At 39.7% G+C, this 17309-nt stretch carries 15 protein-coding genes; 11 read left to right on the top strand and 4 right to left on the bottom strand.

The features are described from left to right. The first annotated feature begins 4 nt into the window (after positions 1 to 4). Positions 5 to 334 carry a YunC family protein gene (locus tag Q7P97_RS11970; protein WP_483315737.1) on the top strand — a complete coding sequence of 110 codons (330 nt, stop codon included), beginning with the start codon at positions 5 to 7 and terminating at the stop codon, positions 332 to 334. A gap of 71 nt (positions 335 to 405) precedes the next feature. On the opposite strand, the gene Q7P97_RS11975 is transcribed toward Q7P97_RS11970, so the two are convergent. After that, positions 406 to 642: a YczO family protein gene (locus Q7P97_RS11975; protein WP_303969398.1), complete on the bottom strand. Its 237-nt coding sequence runs from the start codon at positions 640 to 642 to the stop codon at positions 406 to 408. A 30-nt stretch (positions 643 to 672) separates the two neighbouring features. Beyond that, a complete protein-coding gene (locus Q7P97_RS11980; RefSeq protein WP_303969510.1) occupies positions 673 to 861 on the bottom strand; it encodes a hypothetical protein in 189 nt (62 codons plus the stop codon). 648 nt (positions 862 to 1509) lie between these two features. Between Q7P97_RS11980 and Q7P97_RS11985 the strand changes: the two genes are divergently transcribed. Both Q7P97_RS11985 and Q7P97_RS11990 read left to right on the top strand, forming a co-directional pair. After that, positions 1510 to 5343 (top strand): DEAD/DEAH box helicase, encoded by a 3834-nt coding sequence (locus Q7P97_RS11985; RefSeq protein WP_303969399.1) that lies wholly within the window; start codon positions 1510 to 1512, stop codon positions 5341 to 5343. 19 nt (positions 5344 to 5362) lie between these two features. Then, a complete protein-coding gene (locus Q7P97_RS11990; RefSeq protein ID WP_303969400.1) occupies positions 5363 to 6097 on the top strand; it encodes a hypothetical protein in 735 nt (244 codons plus the stop codon). Positions 6098 to 6136: 39 nt separating this feature from the next. Here the strand turns inward: Q7P97_RS11990 and Q7P97_RS11995 are convergent, their stop codons facing one another. After that, a complete protein-coding gene (locus tag Q7P97_RS11995; RefSeq protein WP_199170413.1) occupies positions 6137 to 6295 on the bottom strand; it encodes a hypothetical protein in 159 nt (52 codons plus the stop codon). Between the two features lie 238 nt (positions 6296 to 6533). Here Q7P97_RS11995 and Q7P97_RS12000 point away from each other — a divergent pair, with 238 nt between their 5' ends. The 3 genes from Q7P97_RS12000 to Q7P97_RS12010 all read left to right on the top strand — a co-directional run bounded on the left by Q7P97_RS12000 (position 6534) and on the right by Q7P97_RS12010 (position 9376). Further along, positions 6534 to 6818: a KGG domain-containing protein gene (locus Q7P97_RS12000; protein WP_303969401.1), complete on the top strand. Its 285-nt coding sequence runs from the start codon at positions 6534 to 6536 to the stop codon at positions 6816 to 6818. 173 nt (positions 6819 to 6991) lie between these two features. Continuing rightward, positions 6992 to 8338 carry a sodium-dependent transporter gene (locus Q7P97_RS12005; RefSeq protein WP_303969504.1) on the top strand — a complete coding sequence of 449 codons (1347 nt, stop codon included), beginning with the start codon at positions 6992 to 6994 and terminating at the stop codon, positions 8336 to 8338. Positions 8339 to 8572: 234 nt separating this feature from the next. After that, entirely contained in the window at positions 8573 to 9376 is an 804-nt protein-coding gene (locus Q7P97_RS12010) for an alpha/beta hydrolase (RefSeq protein ID WP_303969402.1), read from the top strand. 141 nt (positions 9377 to 9517) lie between these two features. On the opposite strand, the gene Q7P97_RS12015 is transcribed toward Q7P97_RS12010, so the two are convergent. Beyond that, complete coding sequence (locus Q7P97_RS12015; protein ID WP_303969403.1) at positions 9518 to 10144, bottom strand: superoxide dismutase; 627 nt, start codon at positions 10142 to 10144, stop codon at positions 9518 to 9520. 268 nt (positions 10145 to 10412) lie between these two features. Between Q7P97_RS12015 and Q7P97_RS12020 the strand changes: the two genes are divergently transcribed. The 5 genes from Q7P97_RS12020 to Q7P97_RS12040 all read left to right on the top strand — a co-directional run bounded on the left by Q7P97_RS12020 (position 10413) and on the right by Q7P97_RS12040 (position 17298). Then, the gene (locus Q7P97_RS12020) at positions 10413 to 12338 is read left to right on the top strand and encodes an alkaline phosphatase family protein (protein ID WP_303969404.1); all 1926 of its coding nucleotides are present in this window, start codon (positions 10413 to 10415) and stop codon (positions 12336 to 12338) included. Between the two features lie 216 nt (positions 12339 to 12554). Continuing rightward, positions 12555 to 13580, top strand: coding sequence for an ABC transporter ATP-binding protein (locus tag Q7P97_RS12025; RefSeq protein WP_303969405.1), 1026 nt, complete (start codon positions 12555 to 12557; stop codon positions 13578 to 13580). Next, complete coding sequence (locus Q7P97_RS12030) at positions 13555 to 14574, top strand: ABC transporter ATP-binding protein (RefSeq protein ID WP_303969406.1); 1020 nt, start codon at positions 13555 to 13557, stop codon at positions 14572 to 14574. The genes Q7P97_RS12025 and Q7P97_RS12030 overlap by 26 nt, the downstream gene beginning before the upstream one ends. Then, positions 14571 to 16199 (top strand): ABC transporter substrate-binding protein, encoded by a 1629-nt coding sequence (locus Q7P97_RS12035; protein ID WP_303969407.1) that lies wholly within the window; start codon positions 14571 to 14573, stop codon positions 16197 to 16199. Before Q7P97_RS12030 ends, Q7P97_RS12035 begins: the two co-directional genes overlap by 4 nt. Positions 16200 to 16266: 67 nt before the next feature. Further along, entirely contained in the window at positions 16267 to 17298 is a 1032-nt protein-coding gene (locus Q7P97_RS12040) for an ABC transporter permease (RefSeq protein WP_483315738.1), read from the top strand. Positions 17299 to 17309 lie beyond the last annotated feature (11 nt).

Consider the following 17309-nt stretch of genomic DNA (forward strand, 5'->3'; position numbering starts at 1 on the left):
ACATATGCTGATAAAGAAAGGGGTGGGTGTCTTGATTGAACACCAAAGTATATCTATTGATGGAAAGTCATTTCAAGCAGTCACAGTGAAGTTGCCTAAAACTACGCTACTTACAGTTTCAAATGACAAAGGGTATATTATGTGTGGTGCCCTAGATGTAGGTTTGCTAAACAGTGTCTTGGCGGATCGTAAAATTATTGCGGGACGCGCGGTAGGAGTGAAAACGATTGAACAGCTGCTCGCTGCACCTTTAGAATCCGTAACACTTGAAGCTGAACACTATGGTATTTCAGCAGGTATGATCGGTTCAGAAGCCTTATTGAAAATGACATGAAAAATGGCGCCTAATTAATTAGGGCGCCATTTTTCTTTATACAATTAAAGTATTGCTCATACACAATACAGTTATTTATTATCGTATTTCTCTTCGCTAGATGAATTGTCTTTCGTCTGGCGATGATTTCTTTCTTCTTCCTCTTCCATACGCACATCTTCCAATGGAATAGCATCTACAGTCTGCATGTCTTCATGCATATCGTAAATACTTTCTTTATCAGTCTTTAAATTTTCAGGATTGTCCATATAGCCGCCTTTTGCATCTTGGCGGTCTTTTTCTGTAAATACTTTTTTCTCTTTACTCATGACGATCCACTCCTCTGCTGTCTAGTTAAGTTAATCTAAAAATCGACCTAATAATCCTTTATTCGGTGCGGGTTTTTGATTGTGGTTTTTACGTTCACCACGCATGGGTGTGTCATTGAATTCGTCAAATTGGCGTGATAATTTGTCGCGTGCGTCTTTGTTGCGCATTAAATAGGCTGCACCTAAACCGATTGCTGTTAAAGCCATTCTCTTTTTCATAAAGTGCTCCTCCTCGTTATCGTTTCTTATTATGTTGTTTTCCCAGTTTCCATTCATGCTAAACAAATCAATGTAAAGGGGCGGAAACAAGAACAGCCAGCAATCGAAAACTCTCGACTGCTGACTGTTCTTGTCTTACTATGCGGAAAATTTTATGTTGCGATTACTCCATACTGACGAAATAAAAATTGTACGCTCGTCGTATGCATGTTGCATCTTACACTGCTTAACTTCTTTGAAGCAGGTATTTCACTTGCACTTACACAAAAAACTTCTTTCGTATTGCCTGGTAAACCTGTCCTTCTGTTGGAACCTTAAAAACAGATTCCCAAACCGAGTGTACCGATTGCCAGTAAAGAAAAATTTTCCGCCAAGGCTGTGCATCTCTTCCAGATCTAGTAGCTTAACTTCTCTAACTAGTTCCTTCAGTTTGCCTTGTATATATAGTATACCCAGGTAAACCATTCCTAAACATCTTTTTTAAAATTAATTTAAAATCTTTTTAAAGTTTTTTATAACTCGCGGTTAATGTACTTATGATCTATAATAGAGGACTGAGGTGAGAGCTTTGAACAAGGGATTAACAGGGAGAAGCACGATGAAAGATCTTGCTGAAGTAAAGCCCTATGTGAAAGAGAATTTACTATTATGAGTCCAGTACAAAATATAGAAATGATACCTTGCAGTCTTGAAATAACGAAAAATGCAAGAAAAGGTTTAGAACAGTGGTTTTTAAGTGAGGAGGCTTTTGTTTCTTCAGAGTCTACTTTTGATATACATATTGAGAAGAAGCCTGAGAATCGTATGGGGAACCAATCCTATGCGTTGTTTTTTGATCCGAAAACAAATAAAAGATTTGCCAAAGAAGTACAACAACGTGTGGCAGTCATGGAATGTGTACTGAAACCGGATGGTCTGCTAGCAACCGGATTTCATGTCAGAGGTGCAAGAGAGCCAGTTCAGACGAATCGTCGACTACATACAGCAATTAAGTTCCGATTAAATAGATCTGGAGTAGCAATTCCAATCGAATTCTATACGAAATTGCGCCAATTACCCGTTGCAGAAGAACGCTCAGAATACGTAAAAAAGCGAATTGAAAGCTGGGAAGGATATCTGCAAATAGCAGAGAAAAATGCGGATGTAGAAGATATCAATTGTACATTTACCCAAGCTAGTTTCACTAGTGATTTCACAAAGTTACGTCTTCAATGTAATGATTTGCAAACGAAAAACTGGAAGCAACTTCGTGGATTTAGTGTGAAAATGAACGAGCTATCTACTGATATCGGACAAATTGTTGATACGCAAAAGGGGCAAAAAATCATTGTAGTGGAATTGAATCAGCGGTTTCAAAAGAAAGCTAGATCTGAACAATGGTTGCCTACGCGTAATAAAAGTATAGTGCTGACGAACTTTGCTGAATTGAGTCAGATTCGTCGGTTACGTAAAGGTTTCAAGGATTTGCAGGATGGACTTGCCGCCAATGGGAATCTAGAGAGGGTTTTATTTGAAGAACGGCCTGTCGTGCAGATTAATAATAAGCAGCCACAACTGGAATTCCATAATAATTTAAATGAGTTCCAGCAAGAAGCCGTTTCGGGTGCGATGAAAGCACATGATCTATTTGTGATCCAAGGTCCACCCGGCACAGGAAAAACGACAGTAATTTCCGAGATTTGCTATCAGAATGTCAAAGCTGGCTTGCGGACACTTGTCGCTTCCCAATCAAATCTCGCAGTGGATAATGCACTCGGGCGATTACTGACAGATCCAGCGACACGTATTTTACGCTATGGACGATCAGAAAGTATCGAAGAAGAGGGAAAACGCTTCATGGAAGAAAATGTTGCGTTACATTGGAGAAATGAAACGATTGAAACGGTACAGGCGACACGTGCAGTTTATCGAACAAAAGATATAGAATTACAAAAGCGAGCAGATCAATTATCAGAACTGATCATACAAAACACTGAATTAAAACTTTCATTGACCGAACAACTAAAAGTACAAAATATAGTACAAGAGAAGTTGAAAAAGCTGAAATCTGAATACTTCTCTCGAAAATCACTGCTCGATCAAGCCATTCGTCGGCTATCTCAAAAACAACAGATAGTTGAGCAAATAGAAAGTGATCTAGCGCAACGTACAGAAGAAATAGAACTATTGCGAGACCAATTACATTCAGAGCTAAGTAAAGTGGAATTATTAGCTCAAGTAGAAAAGTGGTCGAACCAACAGCAGCTACTAATACAAGCACAAACATATATCAAATTGCAATCCGAATTACAAAGTAATACTGAAGCTATACAAAAAAGTGAGGAAGAGAAACAAGAACTACCTAGTAGGAAACAAATGCTAGAAGAAACCTATAGTGAAGTGCTGTCACAAACGAAAATGAAAGATATTCAAACGATACTATCTGTAAATCATATTGAATTACCTATTCATATTACGCTACGAAATAACGACTTACAGAAAATCATTAAATCGATTGAAAGTGGAGAGTATTCCTATGAGTTTCAAGAATGGAAAGAACTTCATGAGCGTTTTCAAACGGCTATCAGTAAAACACAGTCTCTTTTACAAACGCATCGTTACCCAGTAGAGACTATTGATAAGCGGTCAACCGAAAACTTCAAAACCATTCAGGAAATGCATGACATGATTGATCGTTTAGGTAAGTTTTTAATCAATCCTACGACGAAAAAGGTGCTGCAAAACAAAGAAATTTCATCCGCCAAAACAGAAGTACTACAAAAGATTGCACAAGGTATGTCACTGTTTTACGGTAAAGAAGAAATCGTTCGGGCAAAAGGAATAGAACTTCAGCAACAGAAAGTCCACTCCGTAAAGGAAGTTTTTGCAGAGGTGAAGCATGAAATTCTACGTTTTTTGCAGCATGAACTTCAAAAAACACAACTGGAGATACAGCGAAAAGACGAACATAACCAAGAACTACATTCCAAGCAAACAGAAGTAGAAGGGCGAATCAAAGAATGGTTGCAAAAAAATGAGCTGCCTGAAAAGCAGTGGGAAGAAAGTCAATTAATAGAGGAAATTAATCAGTTGGAGACGATGATAGGTGAATGCAGACAACAAATAAAAAAAGTAACACAATTAACTGCAACTATCACTACATCAGAACTAAAATGTTCGCAGGCGAAACAAAAGTTAGAAGCAGAAATAGAAGAAGTTATAGTAGTAGAGCGAAAAACACAGCAATTGACAGATGAACAACATCAACGACAGCAGGAAATAGAAGAGCTTGCGGTTCAATTAAAACCGGATATAAAAGACCAACTTGAAAAAGTAGAAAAAGTGCTAGCGCAAACCGAACCGCAGCAAGCAGAAGTAGCGAAAGAACAACAACAGCTACCTATCCTCCAAGAATTACAAGCGCAGTGGGAAGAGTTGCTACAAGAGGCCAATGACTATGATCTAGATGAAATCCGTAAGCTTTATATCGATCATGCAAATGTAATTGGTACCACATGTGTCGCATCGGCTTCCAAGAAGTTTATGGATGAATACCCGGTCTTCGATGTAGTCATTATTGATGAAGTATCAAAAGCAACACCGCCAGAATTACTATTGCCGATGTTAAAAGGTAAGAAAATTATTCTGGTAGGCGACCATCACCAGTTGCCGCCGCTAGTAGGGCAAGAAACGATGGACGAACTAGTGGATCAACAAAAAGATCCAGAAGTGCAACGAGAAATGAAGAAATTGCTCAATGAATCATTATTTGAACGCCTATTCCGAACGTTGCCAAAGCAAAATAAAACGATGCTCAGTATTCAGTATCGTATGCATGAAAAAATTATGGCTACAATTGCACCGTTCTATAAAGAAGGTAACTATCAATTACAATGTGGACTTCCCAACTCAGATGAATTACGGGATCACCTTCTAGAAAGCAAGAACATCACAAGAAAAGATCATTTATTATGGTTGGACACACCTAATACCCCGTCATTTTTCGAAGCGCAAGTCAAAGGCGGAACAAGTCGTTTCAATGAAGCGGAACTGACTGTCATTCAAGAAACATTGCTCGATATTGAACAGGCTACGGAAAATGCTAAAAAAGATGGCTTGATGAAACCTGATGAAAAGAAAAGTGTAGGTGTAATTAGTTTTTATGGAGAACAAGTGAAGCGAATTGACCGACTTATTCAGCAAGAGATTCGTCCGAAACAATTGCATTGTCGCACCGGTTCGGTAGATAAATTTCAAGGTATGGAAATGGACATTATTATATTGAGCTTCGTCAGAAATCATGGAGAAAAAAGTGGAGATATTGGATTCGCCAAAGACTATCGACGATTGAATGTGGCATTATCACGAGCGCGAGAGTTGCTGATTATTGTCGGTAGTTCCGAGATGTTCACCGTCAGAACAAAGAATTCCACGACGCGAGATATGTATAAACAGTTGAGGGAAGTAGTAGAACATCAAGGTGGATTTCGTAAAATAGAATAGATGCAAGGAGGGTGAGTAGATGGATTCGATTCGAAAAAAGTTGCAGCAAGAATTGCAACGACAGCCCGATATCCAAATACAACAATCAGACAGCTGGGGATTGCCGGTTGAGCTCATCAATATACCCTACACAACGAGTAAGCGTACAACTATGGACATATTAATGAAAATGATATTGCTGACGATTCAACGACTAGAAGTGTCTGAATCAAAAAAGATCGCAGAATTTCTTGCGGTCGAGCCGCTATTCGTCGAGAATTTATTTAGCAAAATGGAAGCTTCACGGATGATCGAATGGCGAAAAGAAAGTGTTGAGCTGACGAGTATCGGTGTAAAACAATTGCAAGCAGGTGTTTACGAACATCCACCTAAAAAGGAAGAAAACAAGTTTTACTATAGTGCGTATCATGATTCGATTTTATGTCAGCAACCTGAAAAGATCTTTACAGCAAAAGTTAAAGAATTCCGATTAGCCAAGAAGTATTCAAGCAAAGCGCAAGCGTTAACTGATGATCAGTTGCGCATAGCACTTCTCGCGGTCGATGCTGAAACAGCTGAAGGCATGCTTCAGAAGGTTATTGATAAGATAGAGATACCACAAATTTTAGATAGTCAATTGATTCCTTGTGTAGAATTTTATCTATATGATCGTTCAGAAAAGAAGCACTTTACTAGGGTGTGGAATACATTAACGGAAGAGTGGGACGAATGTTTGGAGAAGATCATCGATGAACAAGCTCCTCTTCGAAAATGAAAAAGACCGGGGGGAATTTTCCCGGTCTTTTTGCCGTTATTATTTACGTTTTTTCTGTTGAGTAGGAGCTTTGCGTAATTCAGCAAGTTCTTTCGACATTTCTTCTTTCATGTCTTTCGGGGCAATCGTCTGGTTCTTTGGAGTTTGTGGTAATGAACCGGCAGAATTACTTCCTTTTTTGTGTTCATCTCTTCCCATATCTGATTCTCCCTTCTCTTGATACCTTCTCAAGTAAGTTGGATCAAAATTGAAAAGTTATACGCATAGATGAAGATCAATTTAGTCGATAACTATAAAAATTGATGAATTCTATTCCATAAGCCTTTCTATCGAAAAACGGCTTATTTAGTCGTCTGGTGTTTAGTACGTAGCGGATTGGGAATATATGCATTAAGCATCAGGATTCGTAAAACGACTAGTAGGAGGAATACTATATATGGCTAACCAACAAAACACCGAACAGGAAAAGAAAATGTCTTTGGAAGAGGCAGGACGTAAAGGCGGTCAAGCAACCTCTAAAAAACACGATAAAGAATTCTATGAACAGATAGGGCGTAAAGGTGGGGAAGCCACAGCCCAGAAACATAGTAGTGAGTTTTACAGAGAAATCGGACGTAAAGGTGGAAAAGCAACTTCTGAGAAACACGATAAAAATTTCTATGAGAAAATTGGACGTAAGGGTGGAGAAGCAAGAGCCCAGCAAAATAAAAGTATGAGTTAAATAAATGAACAGGAAGATATTCAATAAAAAAAGGCATGCCCGAAGCGGTCATTTCGATTCGGGTATGTCTATTTTAGTGTGTATAACTATAAACTATATAAATCTACTCTTGTTTCTAAGGAAGCAGTACAGTATAACTGTTATATGCAGAAGTAAAGGAAATGGGTGAGAATATGGAACAACGAAAAGAACAATGGTCTTCTAAGCTTGGGTTTATTATGTCTTCAGCTGGTGCAGCAATTGGTCTAGGGGCGATTTGGAAGTTCCCTTACGTTACAGGTATGAGTGGAGGCGGAGCGTTCTTCCTGTTATTCATCGTGTTTACGATTTTAATCGGTTTACCTATGTTGATATCTGAATTCATTATTGGACGCAGTTCAGGTAAAGAAGCAATTAGCGCGTATAAAAAGCTAGCGCCGACTGGTGCCTGGTCTTGGATAGGTAAGCTCGGTGTAGCAGGATGTTTTCTTTTACTATCTTTCTATAGTGTAGTCGGTGGTTGGGTGTTCGTGTATAGCGGATTGTCTATTGGCGGTAAAATTATTAGTGAAGGTGCTTCCTACTCAGAACAATTTGGCTCGATCGTTGGTTCACCACTAACAACTTTGATCGGCTTGCTTCTCTTTACAATTATTAATATATTGGTCGTCTCTTCAGGTGTACAAAACGGTATTGAAAAAGCGAATAAGTATATGATGCCTTTATTATTTGTGTTTTTTATTATTTTAGTTATTCGATCGTTGACGTTGCCGGGTGCAATGGAAGGGGTATCTTTCTTCCTGAAGCCTGACTTCTCCAGTATTACTAGAGATTCCGTATTGTATGCACTTGGACAATCATTCTTCTCATTGGCAGTAGGATTTTCGTGTATGGTAACATATAGTTCCTATTTGAAAAAAGACGTTAGCCTGACTTCATCTGCAACTTCTGTTGTTGGCATGAATTTATTTGTTTCTTTGCTTGCGGGTCTGGCCATTTTTCCAGCAGTATTTGCATTTGGTCAAGAACCAGCTGCAGGACCTGAATTATTGTTCATGGTGTTGCCAGCAGTGTTCTCTCAGTTACCGCTCGGTCAAGTATTTTTAGCATTGTTTTTAATTTTATTCCTCTTTGCTACATTGACTTCCTCATTTAGTTTGTATGAGATTATTGTGGCGGCGATGACGGCGAGTGGTAAGCGAACGCGCAAATCCGTGACATGGTTGATAGGTGCGGTTGTATTCATCGCAGCTATACCTTCTGCCTTATCATCCAGTACATTGTCAGGTTTCTTGATATTTGATAAGAGTATTTTTGATGCGACAGATTATTTGGTCAGTAATATTTTACTTCCGGCAGGTTGTTTGTTGATTGCGTTATTTATTGTTCGCAAGATGGACCAGGTGTTGGTACGTGATGAGTTCACACAGTACCATACGCAGTCTAAAGGTTTTTATCCGCTCTGGCACTTTTTGATGAAGTGGATAGTGCCATTGACGATTATTGTAGTGTTCTTGAATACGCTTGGGATTGTGAAGTAAGTGAATGGGCACCGTTGATATGCGTTCTAAGCGGATGTGTTTGCTCTAAAACGAAAATGCCAATCCACTCACTAATTCCTCATTTTAATATACTATCGAGACTTCCTACTAGGGGAGTCTTTTTCTATGTAAAAATTAAAGTTCCAATGGATTGATTTGACTTAAAGGTATCTAAATTGTATAATACCTATTAAACATGTTGGAATAATATATTTTGACTGGAGTGTGGAAGAAATGCAAAAAAACATCACGATTCGTTCTGGGGAAAATAATTTGTCGGGTGCGTTGCATTTGCCTGAATATAGAGAAGAAGCTATACCGTTGCTTATATTTATACATGGTTTTGTAGGTAGTAAAGTAGGGGAACATCGTCTATTTGTTAAAGCCGCCCGATATTTCACAGAGTGTGGATATGGGGTATTCCGCTTTGACTTTAGTGGGTGTGGCGAAAGTGACGGAGATTATGCAGATGTAACCTTGACTAATCAATTAAAAGAAGTACAGGATGTCGTGGATTATTTAAGTTCGATTCGCGGTATAGATAAAGAACGAATTTCATTAGTAGGACACAGTATGGGAGGGGCAGTTGCGTCGCTGACGGCAGCGAGCGATTCACGGATTAAACAACTGATTCTCTGGTCACCGGTAGGTACACCATACGAAGACATAGCGGGAATTCTTGGACCGAAAGCGGTTCATGAAATCTCAAGGCAAGGCCGTCATGACTATCACGGATTTATGATCAGCCAAACTTTCCTTAAAGATTTGAAAAGGCATCAGCCTATCGAAGCAATTCGTTCATTTATGGGACCAGTGCATATTGTTCATGCAAAAGAAGATGAACAAATATCAATAGAACATACGAGACGATACGTCAACTCACTCAATAAGCGCTTGAACGGAGAGCGTGTAATAGAACAATATATTGAACAGGCTGATCATACATTTTCAAGCTATTCTTTTGAAAATGAATTGTTTGATAAAAGCTTGACGTGGCTTGAAAGAAATAGACTAAAGCAGCTTGCATTGCAACTATAAATTGATAAACACCTCCCGCTTAAGAGAATTGCGGGAGGTGTTTTTAATCAATAAAAGGCGGGCTGCTTACCCGTTTCCGCGGATAAGCAGCCCTAAATTGGAATGTAGGATAAAACTGGAGATAAGGAAAGAAGAAAAAATTTACTTTGCCGCTGTTTTACCAGCTTGGATGAAACGCTCATTGACAACGTCCCAGTCCACAGTATGCCACCAATTTTGTACGAATTCGGGGCGGCGGTTCTGATACGCTAAATAATAAGCATGTTCCCAAACATCGATGACGAGTAATGGAGTTTTACCATCCTTCAATGGCGTATCTTGGTTTGGCGTGCTCATGACTTCTAGCTCTCCGTCATTTAGCACTAACCAGCCATATCCACTGCCGAAGCGACTGATCGCCGCTTTAGACAAGATATCTTGAAAATTATCAAATGTAGTAAAATACTTATCGATTTCTCTCTTGATATCTGCTGAAGGTTCACCTTTGCTTTTTGGCGTCATAGATTCCCAGAATAAGCTGTGACAGTAATGTCCACCACCATTGTTTTGAACAGCAGTGCGTATCTCTTCAGGTACCTGACTGAGATCAGTCAATATGGTTTCAAGAGATTGAGATTGCAACTCTTCTTGATTTTCTAATGCCGCATTCAAGTTATTGACATACGTTTGATGATGTTTGCCGTGGTGAATCTCCAATGTACGTGCATCGATATACGGTTCCAGAGCGTCTACTGCATAAGGCAAAGCAGGAAGAACAAATGGCTTCAAATTTTCACCTCCAAAGAAACTATAGAAAACGTTAAAAGTTTCCCTAAGGAAATAATGTTTCCTTAAGGCAACATTAATAAAGAAATGAAAGTTTTGCAAGGCTTTTTTGTTAAAGAACTAGTAAATGAGTCGAAAGAACTGCTGTGAATTCAAGTTTAAAGCTTTAATTAATTAATTAATGCTAAAAGACTTTTTCAGCACATATTTGTAGTTAGCAAGTTTACATGATTTTAGGAAGGGAATAGTTCTACAAAGCGAGGGATGCCAAATGTTTAAGCCACTGATTGTTTTTATAACTATAGTTTTATGTAGCATGACTAGTACTACTACCTCTTCGTCTGTTCAAGCAGCACAATCAACCGGTACAATTAGTGTTGTGTCATTTGATGGATTGGGTTATCAAGACGCACAGAGATATATAGATAAAGGAATCATGTTGAATTTAGAAGGATTTCAAAAAGAGGCTGCTTATGCGACGGATTTCATTACAGTTACACCTTCACTAACTGCGCCATCACATGCGACAATGGCGAGCGGTGCAGCACCTTCCAAGACGGGGATTGTGAGTAATCAGTTTCACTCGTCAGGTGAAAAAGTAAAAGATGATCAAAGTGGATTTGCACAAACGTTAGGCGTTACACCTATATGGAAAGAAGCGAGAAATCAAGGGAAAGTAACAGCGACGGTCTCTTTCCCCGATTCGAATCCTGAAAATGCTTCTGCTGCTACGTACGCTGTGTATTCAGGCGGGACCTTAGCGGATTCGAACCTTCATCATTTGAAATTTTTACCTATAGATGATCAACGCGTTAAACAATTAACTGCAACCACAACGACAGAAGTAGAAGAAGCTGTAATCACATTAGATATAAAAAACTCACCTTCCCAACAGTTATATGTGTTGCGAACAGAAGAGCAAAAACCGGAACTTTATATTTCAATGGATCCTAAACAAATAGGAGAAAAAGTATCAGTAAATGACTGGGTCAGTATCGTGCTGGACCTACCAGACTTCGATAGTGCAGGATTCTATATAAAACTGAAAGGAGATCCTGAAGATAAAGAGAAGCTAAAGTTATTTCAAGGTACTGTAATGGGAGGGTTGTACAAGGGTCCTGATCAATTCACGGACGAGATTGAATCTGAATTTGGATTTTATCCCGCGGCTGATGAGATAGATGCCTTCAAAAATGGAGATATTACAAGAGAAGAATATGAGCAAGTAGGCGAACGTTTTGCAAATTGGGTGACGGATGTCAGCTTATATATTAAAGATCACTATCAACCAGACTTATTATTTTATTATTATCCAGTCGTAGATACTGAACTGCATAACTTTTTATTGAGAGAACCTGCCCAGCCGGGATATGAATTATCGAATGTGTTGGAAAAAGAGAAATATGTTAGCTGGGCATTTGGGCAAGCGGACCGAGCGATTGGGCGAATCAAAAATAATCTTAACCCTGAAGATCACTTGTTGATTGTTTCGGATCATGGTTTAGAACCAATCCATACGAGGCTTTCACCGAATAAAGAGCTTGAGAAAGCGGGACTGCTTGTAAAAGACGAAAAAGGAAATGTGGATACATCTAAGACGAAAGCGTATGCGGAAGCGAGTGGAACGATTGCGCATGTGTATGTAAATCTAAAGGGCAGAGAGAAAAAAGGAATTGTAAAAGAAGAGGAATATGAACGAGTAAAGAATGAAATTGTATCAGTCTTTACCGATAAGACCGTTTTTTCTGCCCTGTCACAAGATCCTGAAAAAGTGGCTCATCCTATTTTGCGTTGGCTCACTGGTAAAGCGGACCTAGCCTATACTTACCCGGCACCTTCAGTCTTATCTAAACAGAAAAATAGTGAAATTTCACCGTATGAAGCAGTTTGGACAGAAGAACAAGAAGAGTATGTAACATTTAATAATGATAATAGTGGTGATGTATTCCTGTCTGCTGCTCCGGGATATTTGATGGGAAAAGACGCGGAAATTGCTGTCGAACCAACCCAAGAATTGGGGAGTCATGGTGGTAATCCTGAGCGTTTGCCATTACGACCTATTCTATTTGCAGCAGGTCCTAAGATTAGCAGTGGAGAAATTAGTGAAAGAATAACGATGACCGATATTGCACCAAGTCTATACAAACTACTAGATTTAGAACCGCCAGAATTTGTAGACGGTCAGGCCATTTGGTAAGGGAAATAATTATGCAGTTAAAAGAGTAAGCATAACATTAGAAAAACTAGATTTTTTAAGAAGTGCGTAGGTATCAACTTTCCTAACGCACTTCTTTTTTCATTACTACATTCTCTTAATATATTATTCTTTAAAAAAAGTTTCTTGCGTTTAATCAGAATAAAAGTATAATAATGATTAATGAGTTATTTCAGAAAAATGGAAATAGGTGAGCAAATGAACGAAAGAAAGAAATTACTTGAAGTTAAAGATTTGCAAACGACCTTTTTCACGGATTCGGGAGAAATTCCAGCAGTAGATCATGTGGACTTTTATGTGAGAGAAGGAGAAGTCTTGGGGATTGTTGGAGAATCTGGCTGTGGGAAGAGTGTAACCTCTTTATCTATTATGCAGTTGGTGCCGAGTCCGCCCGGGAAAATCACTGGAGGAGAAATCTTGTTTGAAGGTCAGGATCTCCTAAAAAAATCGGAGAAGGAAATGAGAGGAATTCGCGGAAACGATGTCGCGATGATTTTTCAGGAGCCTATGACTTCACTAAACCCTCTTTTCACAATAGGTAATCAGATGTCTGAAGCAATTTCCCTTCATCAGAAAAAGTGGTCAAAAAAGCAGATTAAAGAACGGGCAATTGAAATGTTGAAATTAGTCGGATTGCCTCGCTCTGAAGAAATTATGAAAGAATATCCTCATCAGCTATCAGGTGGTATGCGACAGCGTGTCATGATTGCTATGGCGCTTGTATGCGATCCAAAAGTTCTTATTGCAGATGAACCTACAACAGCACTTGATGTAACCATCCAAGCACAAATCCTGAAATTGATGCGGGATCTAAATGAACGTATGAATACAGCGATCCTACTTATTACGCATGATTTAGGGGTAGTAGCTGAGACTTGTGAACGCGTAGTAGTTATGTATGCAGGGCAAGTTATTGAGGAAGCACCAACTCATGTGATTTTTGAAAATCCTTGTCACCCATATACTCGCGGATTGATTCAATCTGTTCCAGATATGCGGGATAAAAAAGACCGTCTTTATTCCATTCCAGGCAATGTGCCGAAACCGGGATCCATCGAGACGGGTTGTAGATTCGCAGCAAGATGTGAAAGCGCTTTCTCGAGATGCTGGGTAGAAACGCCGGAATTGTACCGAAACTCCGAAAATCATCAAACTAGATGCTTCTTATATGACGAGCAAGAAGGAGTGACGAGTGCAAATGAGCAAACCGCTGCTAAAGGTTGAAGGGTTGAAAAAGTACTTTCCCATACGTAAAGGATTAATTGGTAAAACAGTTGGTCACGTCAAGGCGATTGATAATATTTCTTTTCATGTCAATGAAGGCGAGACGCTTGGAATTGTAGGGGAAAGTGGTTGCGGTAAATCGACGACTGGTCGAACGATTATGCAGTTACTTGAACCTACAGAGGGAATAGTGGAATTTCAGGGTAGAGATCTAGCTAAACTACCTGCTAATGAAGTACGTAAGATTCGTAGAGATATCCAAATGGTCTTTCAGGATCCTTACGCTTCATTGAATCCACGGCATACAATCGGAAAAATTTTGGAGGAGCCGTTGATTGTCCATGGTGGTCACAATGCAAAAGACCGTCGTAAAAAGGTTGTAGAGTTCTTAAAGATTGTTGGTTTAAGTGAATATCATGCTAAGCGCTATCCTCATCAATTTAGTGGAGGGCAGCGTCAGCGTATCGGAATTGCTCGCGCGTTAATGACGAATCCTAAATTGATTATTGCAGATGAGCCGGTATCTGCGCTGGACGTATCGATTCAGGCGCAAGTATTGAACTTAATGCAAGATTTGCAAAAAGAATTTAACTTAACGTATATCTTCATTGCGCATGATCTCGGTGTTGTACGTCACATTAGTGATCGTGTAGCAGTTATGTACTTGGGGAAAATTGTAGAGATTACGAAAAGTGAAGAACTCTATGCAAACCCACTCCATCCCTACACACAAGCTTTGTTGTCTGCGGTTCCTGTACCAGATCCAAATTACAAAAAGGAGCAAATCATTATTGAAGGGGACATGCCTAGCCCGGCGAATCCTCCAAGTGGTTGTGCATTCCATACTCGCTGTCCGTTCAAAATGGATGTGTGTACGAAAGTAACCCCTGTGTTAGCAGAGGAGAATATTGGTCATTCTGTTGCTTGCCATCTGTATACAGATGAAGGCAACGATGATATAGAAAGAAAAAAACAATTGGAGGGATCTGTATGAGAAAAGGGAAATTGTGGTCGTTTGCGTTGATCATGCTTCTTGTATTATCGACTGCACTGGCAGCTTGTTCAGGTGGCGATGACAAAGAAGGCAGTGGGGACAAAGACAAAGACGCTGCAGATAAAGGCGGCAGTGAAAACAAGACGTTAGTATTTGGACGAGGTGGAGATTCAACATCTCTTGACCCATCCCGTGTAACAGAAGGGGAAACTTTTAAAGTTACAGTGAATTTATTCGAAACGTTATTAAACTTTGGGGAGCAAGATACTACGGTTCAACCGGGTCTTGCAAAAGAATATGATACAAGTGAAGATGGATTAACGTATACATTCCAATTAGAAGAAGGCGTAAAGTTCCATGATGGCACAGACTTTAATGCAGAAGCTGTTGTGAAGAACTTTGAGCGTTGGGCTAATGGAGATTCAGATACATTCCCATACTATAACTCTATGTTCGGTGGGTTTAAAGACGATGAAGATCACGTAATTGAATCTGTTAAAGCAGACGGAGAATCTACAGTGATTATTACTTTGAAGCGTCCGCAAGCACCATTCTTGAAAAATCTTGCGATGAGTATGTTCGCTATCTCTAGTCCTGAAGCTTTCGAAAAGGGCAATGACGAGTATGAGCGTAACCCGGTAGGAACAGGTCCATTCAAGTTTGTCGAGTGGAAGCCAAATGAGACAATTACAATTGAAAAGAACGAAGACTATTGGCAAGAAGGATTACCGAAATTGGATCGCATCATTTTCCAAGCAATTCCGGATAACTCTGCTCGCCTGAACGCATTACTATCTGGTGAAATTGATTTGGCAGATGGAATCAATCCAGCCGATGGAGTAAAGATTGAAGACAACGATGTATTGCAGTTGTTCGAGCGTCCTTCCATGAACGTAGGATACCTTGGATTAACAGTAACGCGTGAGCCATTTGATAAAAAAGAAGTTCGTCAAGCAATGAACTATGCTATCGATAAACAATCAATCGTCGATTCATTCTTTGAAGGACGTGCAGAAGTAGCGAAAAATGCTATGCCTTCATCAATTTCAGGTTATAACGATGATGTAGAAGCGTATGCATATGATCCTGAAAAAGCGAAAGAATTATTGAAAGAAGCAGGTCTTGAAGATGGATTCGAAATGGAACTATGGGCTATGCCGGTTCCACGTCCATATATGCCAGACGGCAAGAAAGTAGCAGAAGCGATCCAAAGCAACTTGGCTGACGTTGGTATTAAAGCGAAAATCGTTTCGTATGAGTGGGCAACTTACCTTGATAAAGCAAGCAAGGGAGAAGCAGATGCATTCATGCTAGGTTGGACTGGCGATAACGGTGACGCGGACAACTTCCTATATGTATTGTTAGATGAAGATAATATTGGAAGCAATAACTACACGTACTTTAAGAACGACGAAACACATAAACTATTCATTGAAGCACAATCAGAAGTAGATGAGGACAAGCGTATCGAGTTGTATAAGCAAGCTCAGGAAATTCTTCATGAAGAAGCGCCTTGGGTACCACTTGCACACTCCATTCCTTTGTTAGGCGGTAAGAAGGAATTAACTGGTTTCGTTCCACATCCTACAGGTTCTGATTTGTTGTCAAACGTAGAGTTCAAATAAGTTACAAGTAAATTGTATGATCGAAGTAGAGGGAGAAGCTAGCATTCTCCCTCTCTTTGATTAATAAATGATAAGAGCCGGAGGGGTGAAAGAGTTGTTCAACTATACGATTAAGAGGCTTTTACAGCTGATTCCTGTCCTGCTTGGTATGACATTTTTAGTTTTTATGTTGATTCGTGCAATTCCTGGTAATCCAGCACAAGTAATATTAGGACAACAAGCGACTAAAGAAGCGGTAGAAGCTTTGACGATCAAGCTAGGTCTTGATCAACCGTGGTATACACAATACTTCAGTTATTTAGGTGGTATTTTTAAAGGTGATTTAGGAGAATCCATGCGTACGCGCCTTCCTGTGGCGGATGAAATCTGGCCTTATTTAGCAGCTACATTAGAATTAGCATTATTTGCGATGATTATCGCGGTCGTTGTAGGAATTAACGCCGGTATTATTTCTGCTTGGTTCCAAAACTCATGGTTTGATTATTCAGCAATGGTACTAGCACTAGTTGGAGTATCCATGCCGATCTTCTGGTTAGGACTAATGGGACAGTGGGCATTTGCGATCGAATTACAATGGTTGCCAACAACTGGACGTGAAAATGTCCGAGACCCCGTATCCGCTATAACCAATTTATACATAATTGATACGCTCATCCAGGGCAGGTTTGATCAATTATGGGAAGTTATTAAACATTTGATCTTACCTGGATTAGCGCTCGCAACCATTCCAATGGCGATTATCGCCCGAATGACACGTTCGAGCATGTTGGAAGTTATGCGTTCGGACTATATTCGTACGGCGCGAGCAAAAGGTCAGAAAATGTTCTGGGTAGTATATAAGCACGCGTTGAAAAATGCGATCATTCCTGTATTGACAGTTATTGGTTTGCAGATAGGTTTATTGCTCGGTGGAGCTATTCTGACGGAAACAATCTTCGCTTGGCCTGGAATCGGACGCTACATCTATGACGCAATCAACTTTAGAGATTATCCTGTAATTCAATCAGGCATACTCATCGTCGCATTTATCTTTGTCATGATCAATCTCATCGTCGACTTATTGTATGGACTGATCGATCCGAGGATTAAGTATGATTGAGGAAGGAGGAA

The organism is Sporosarcina ureae, assembly GCF_029267015.1.
Taxonomy (GTDB): domain Bacteria; phylum Bacillota; class Bacilli; order Bacillales_A; family Planococcaceae; genus Sporosarcina; species Sporosarcina ureae_D.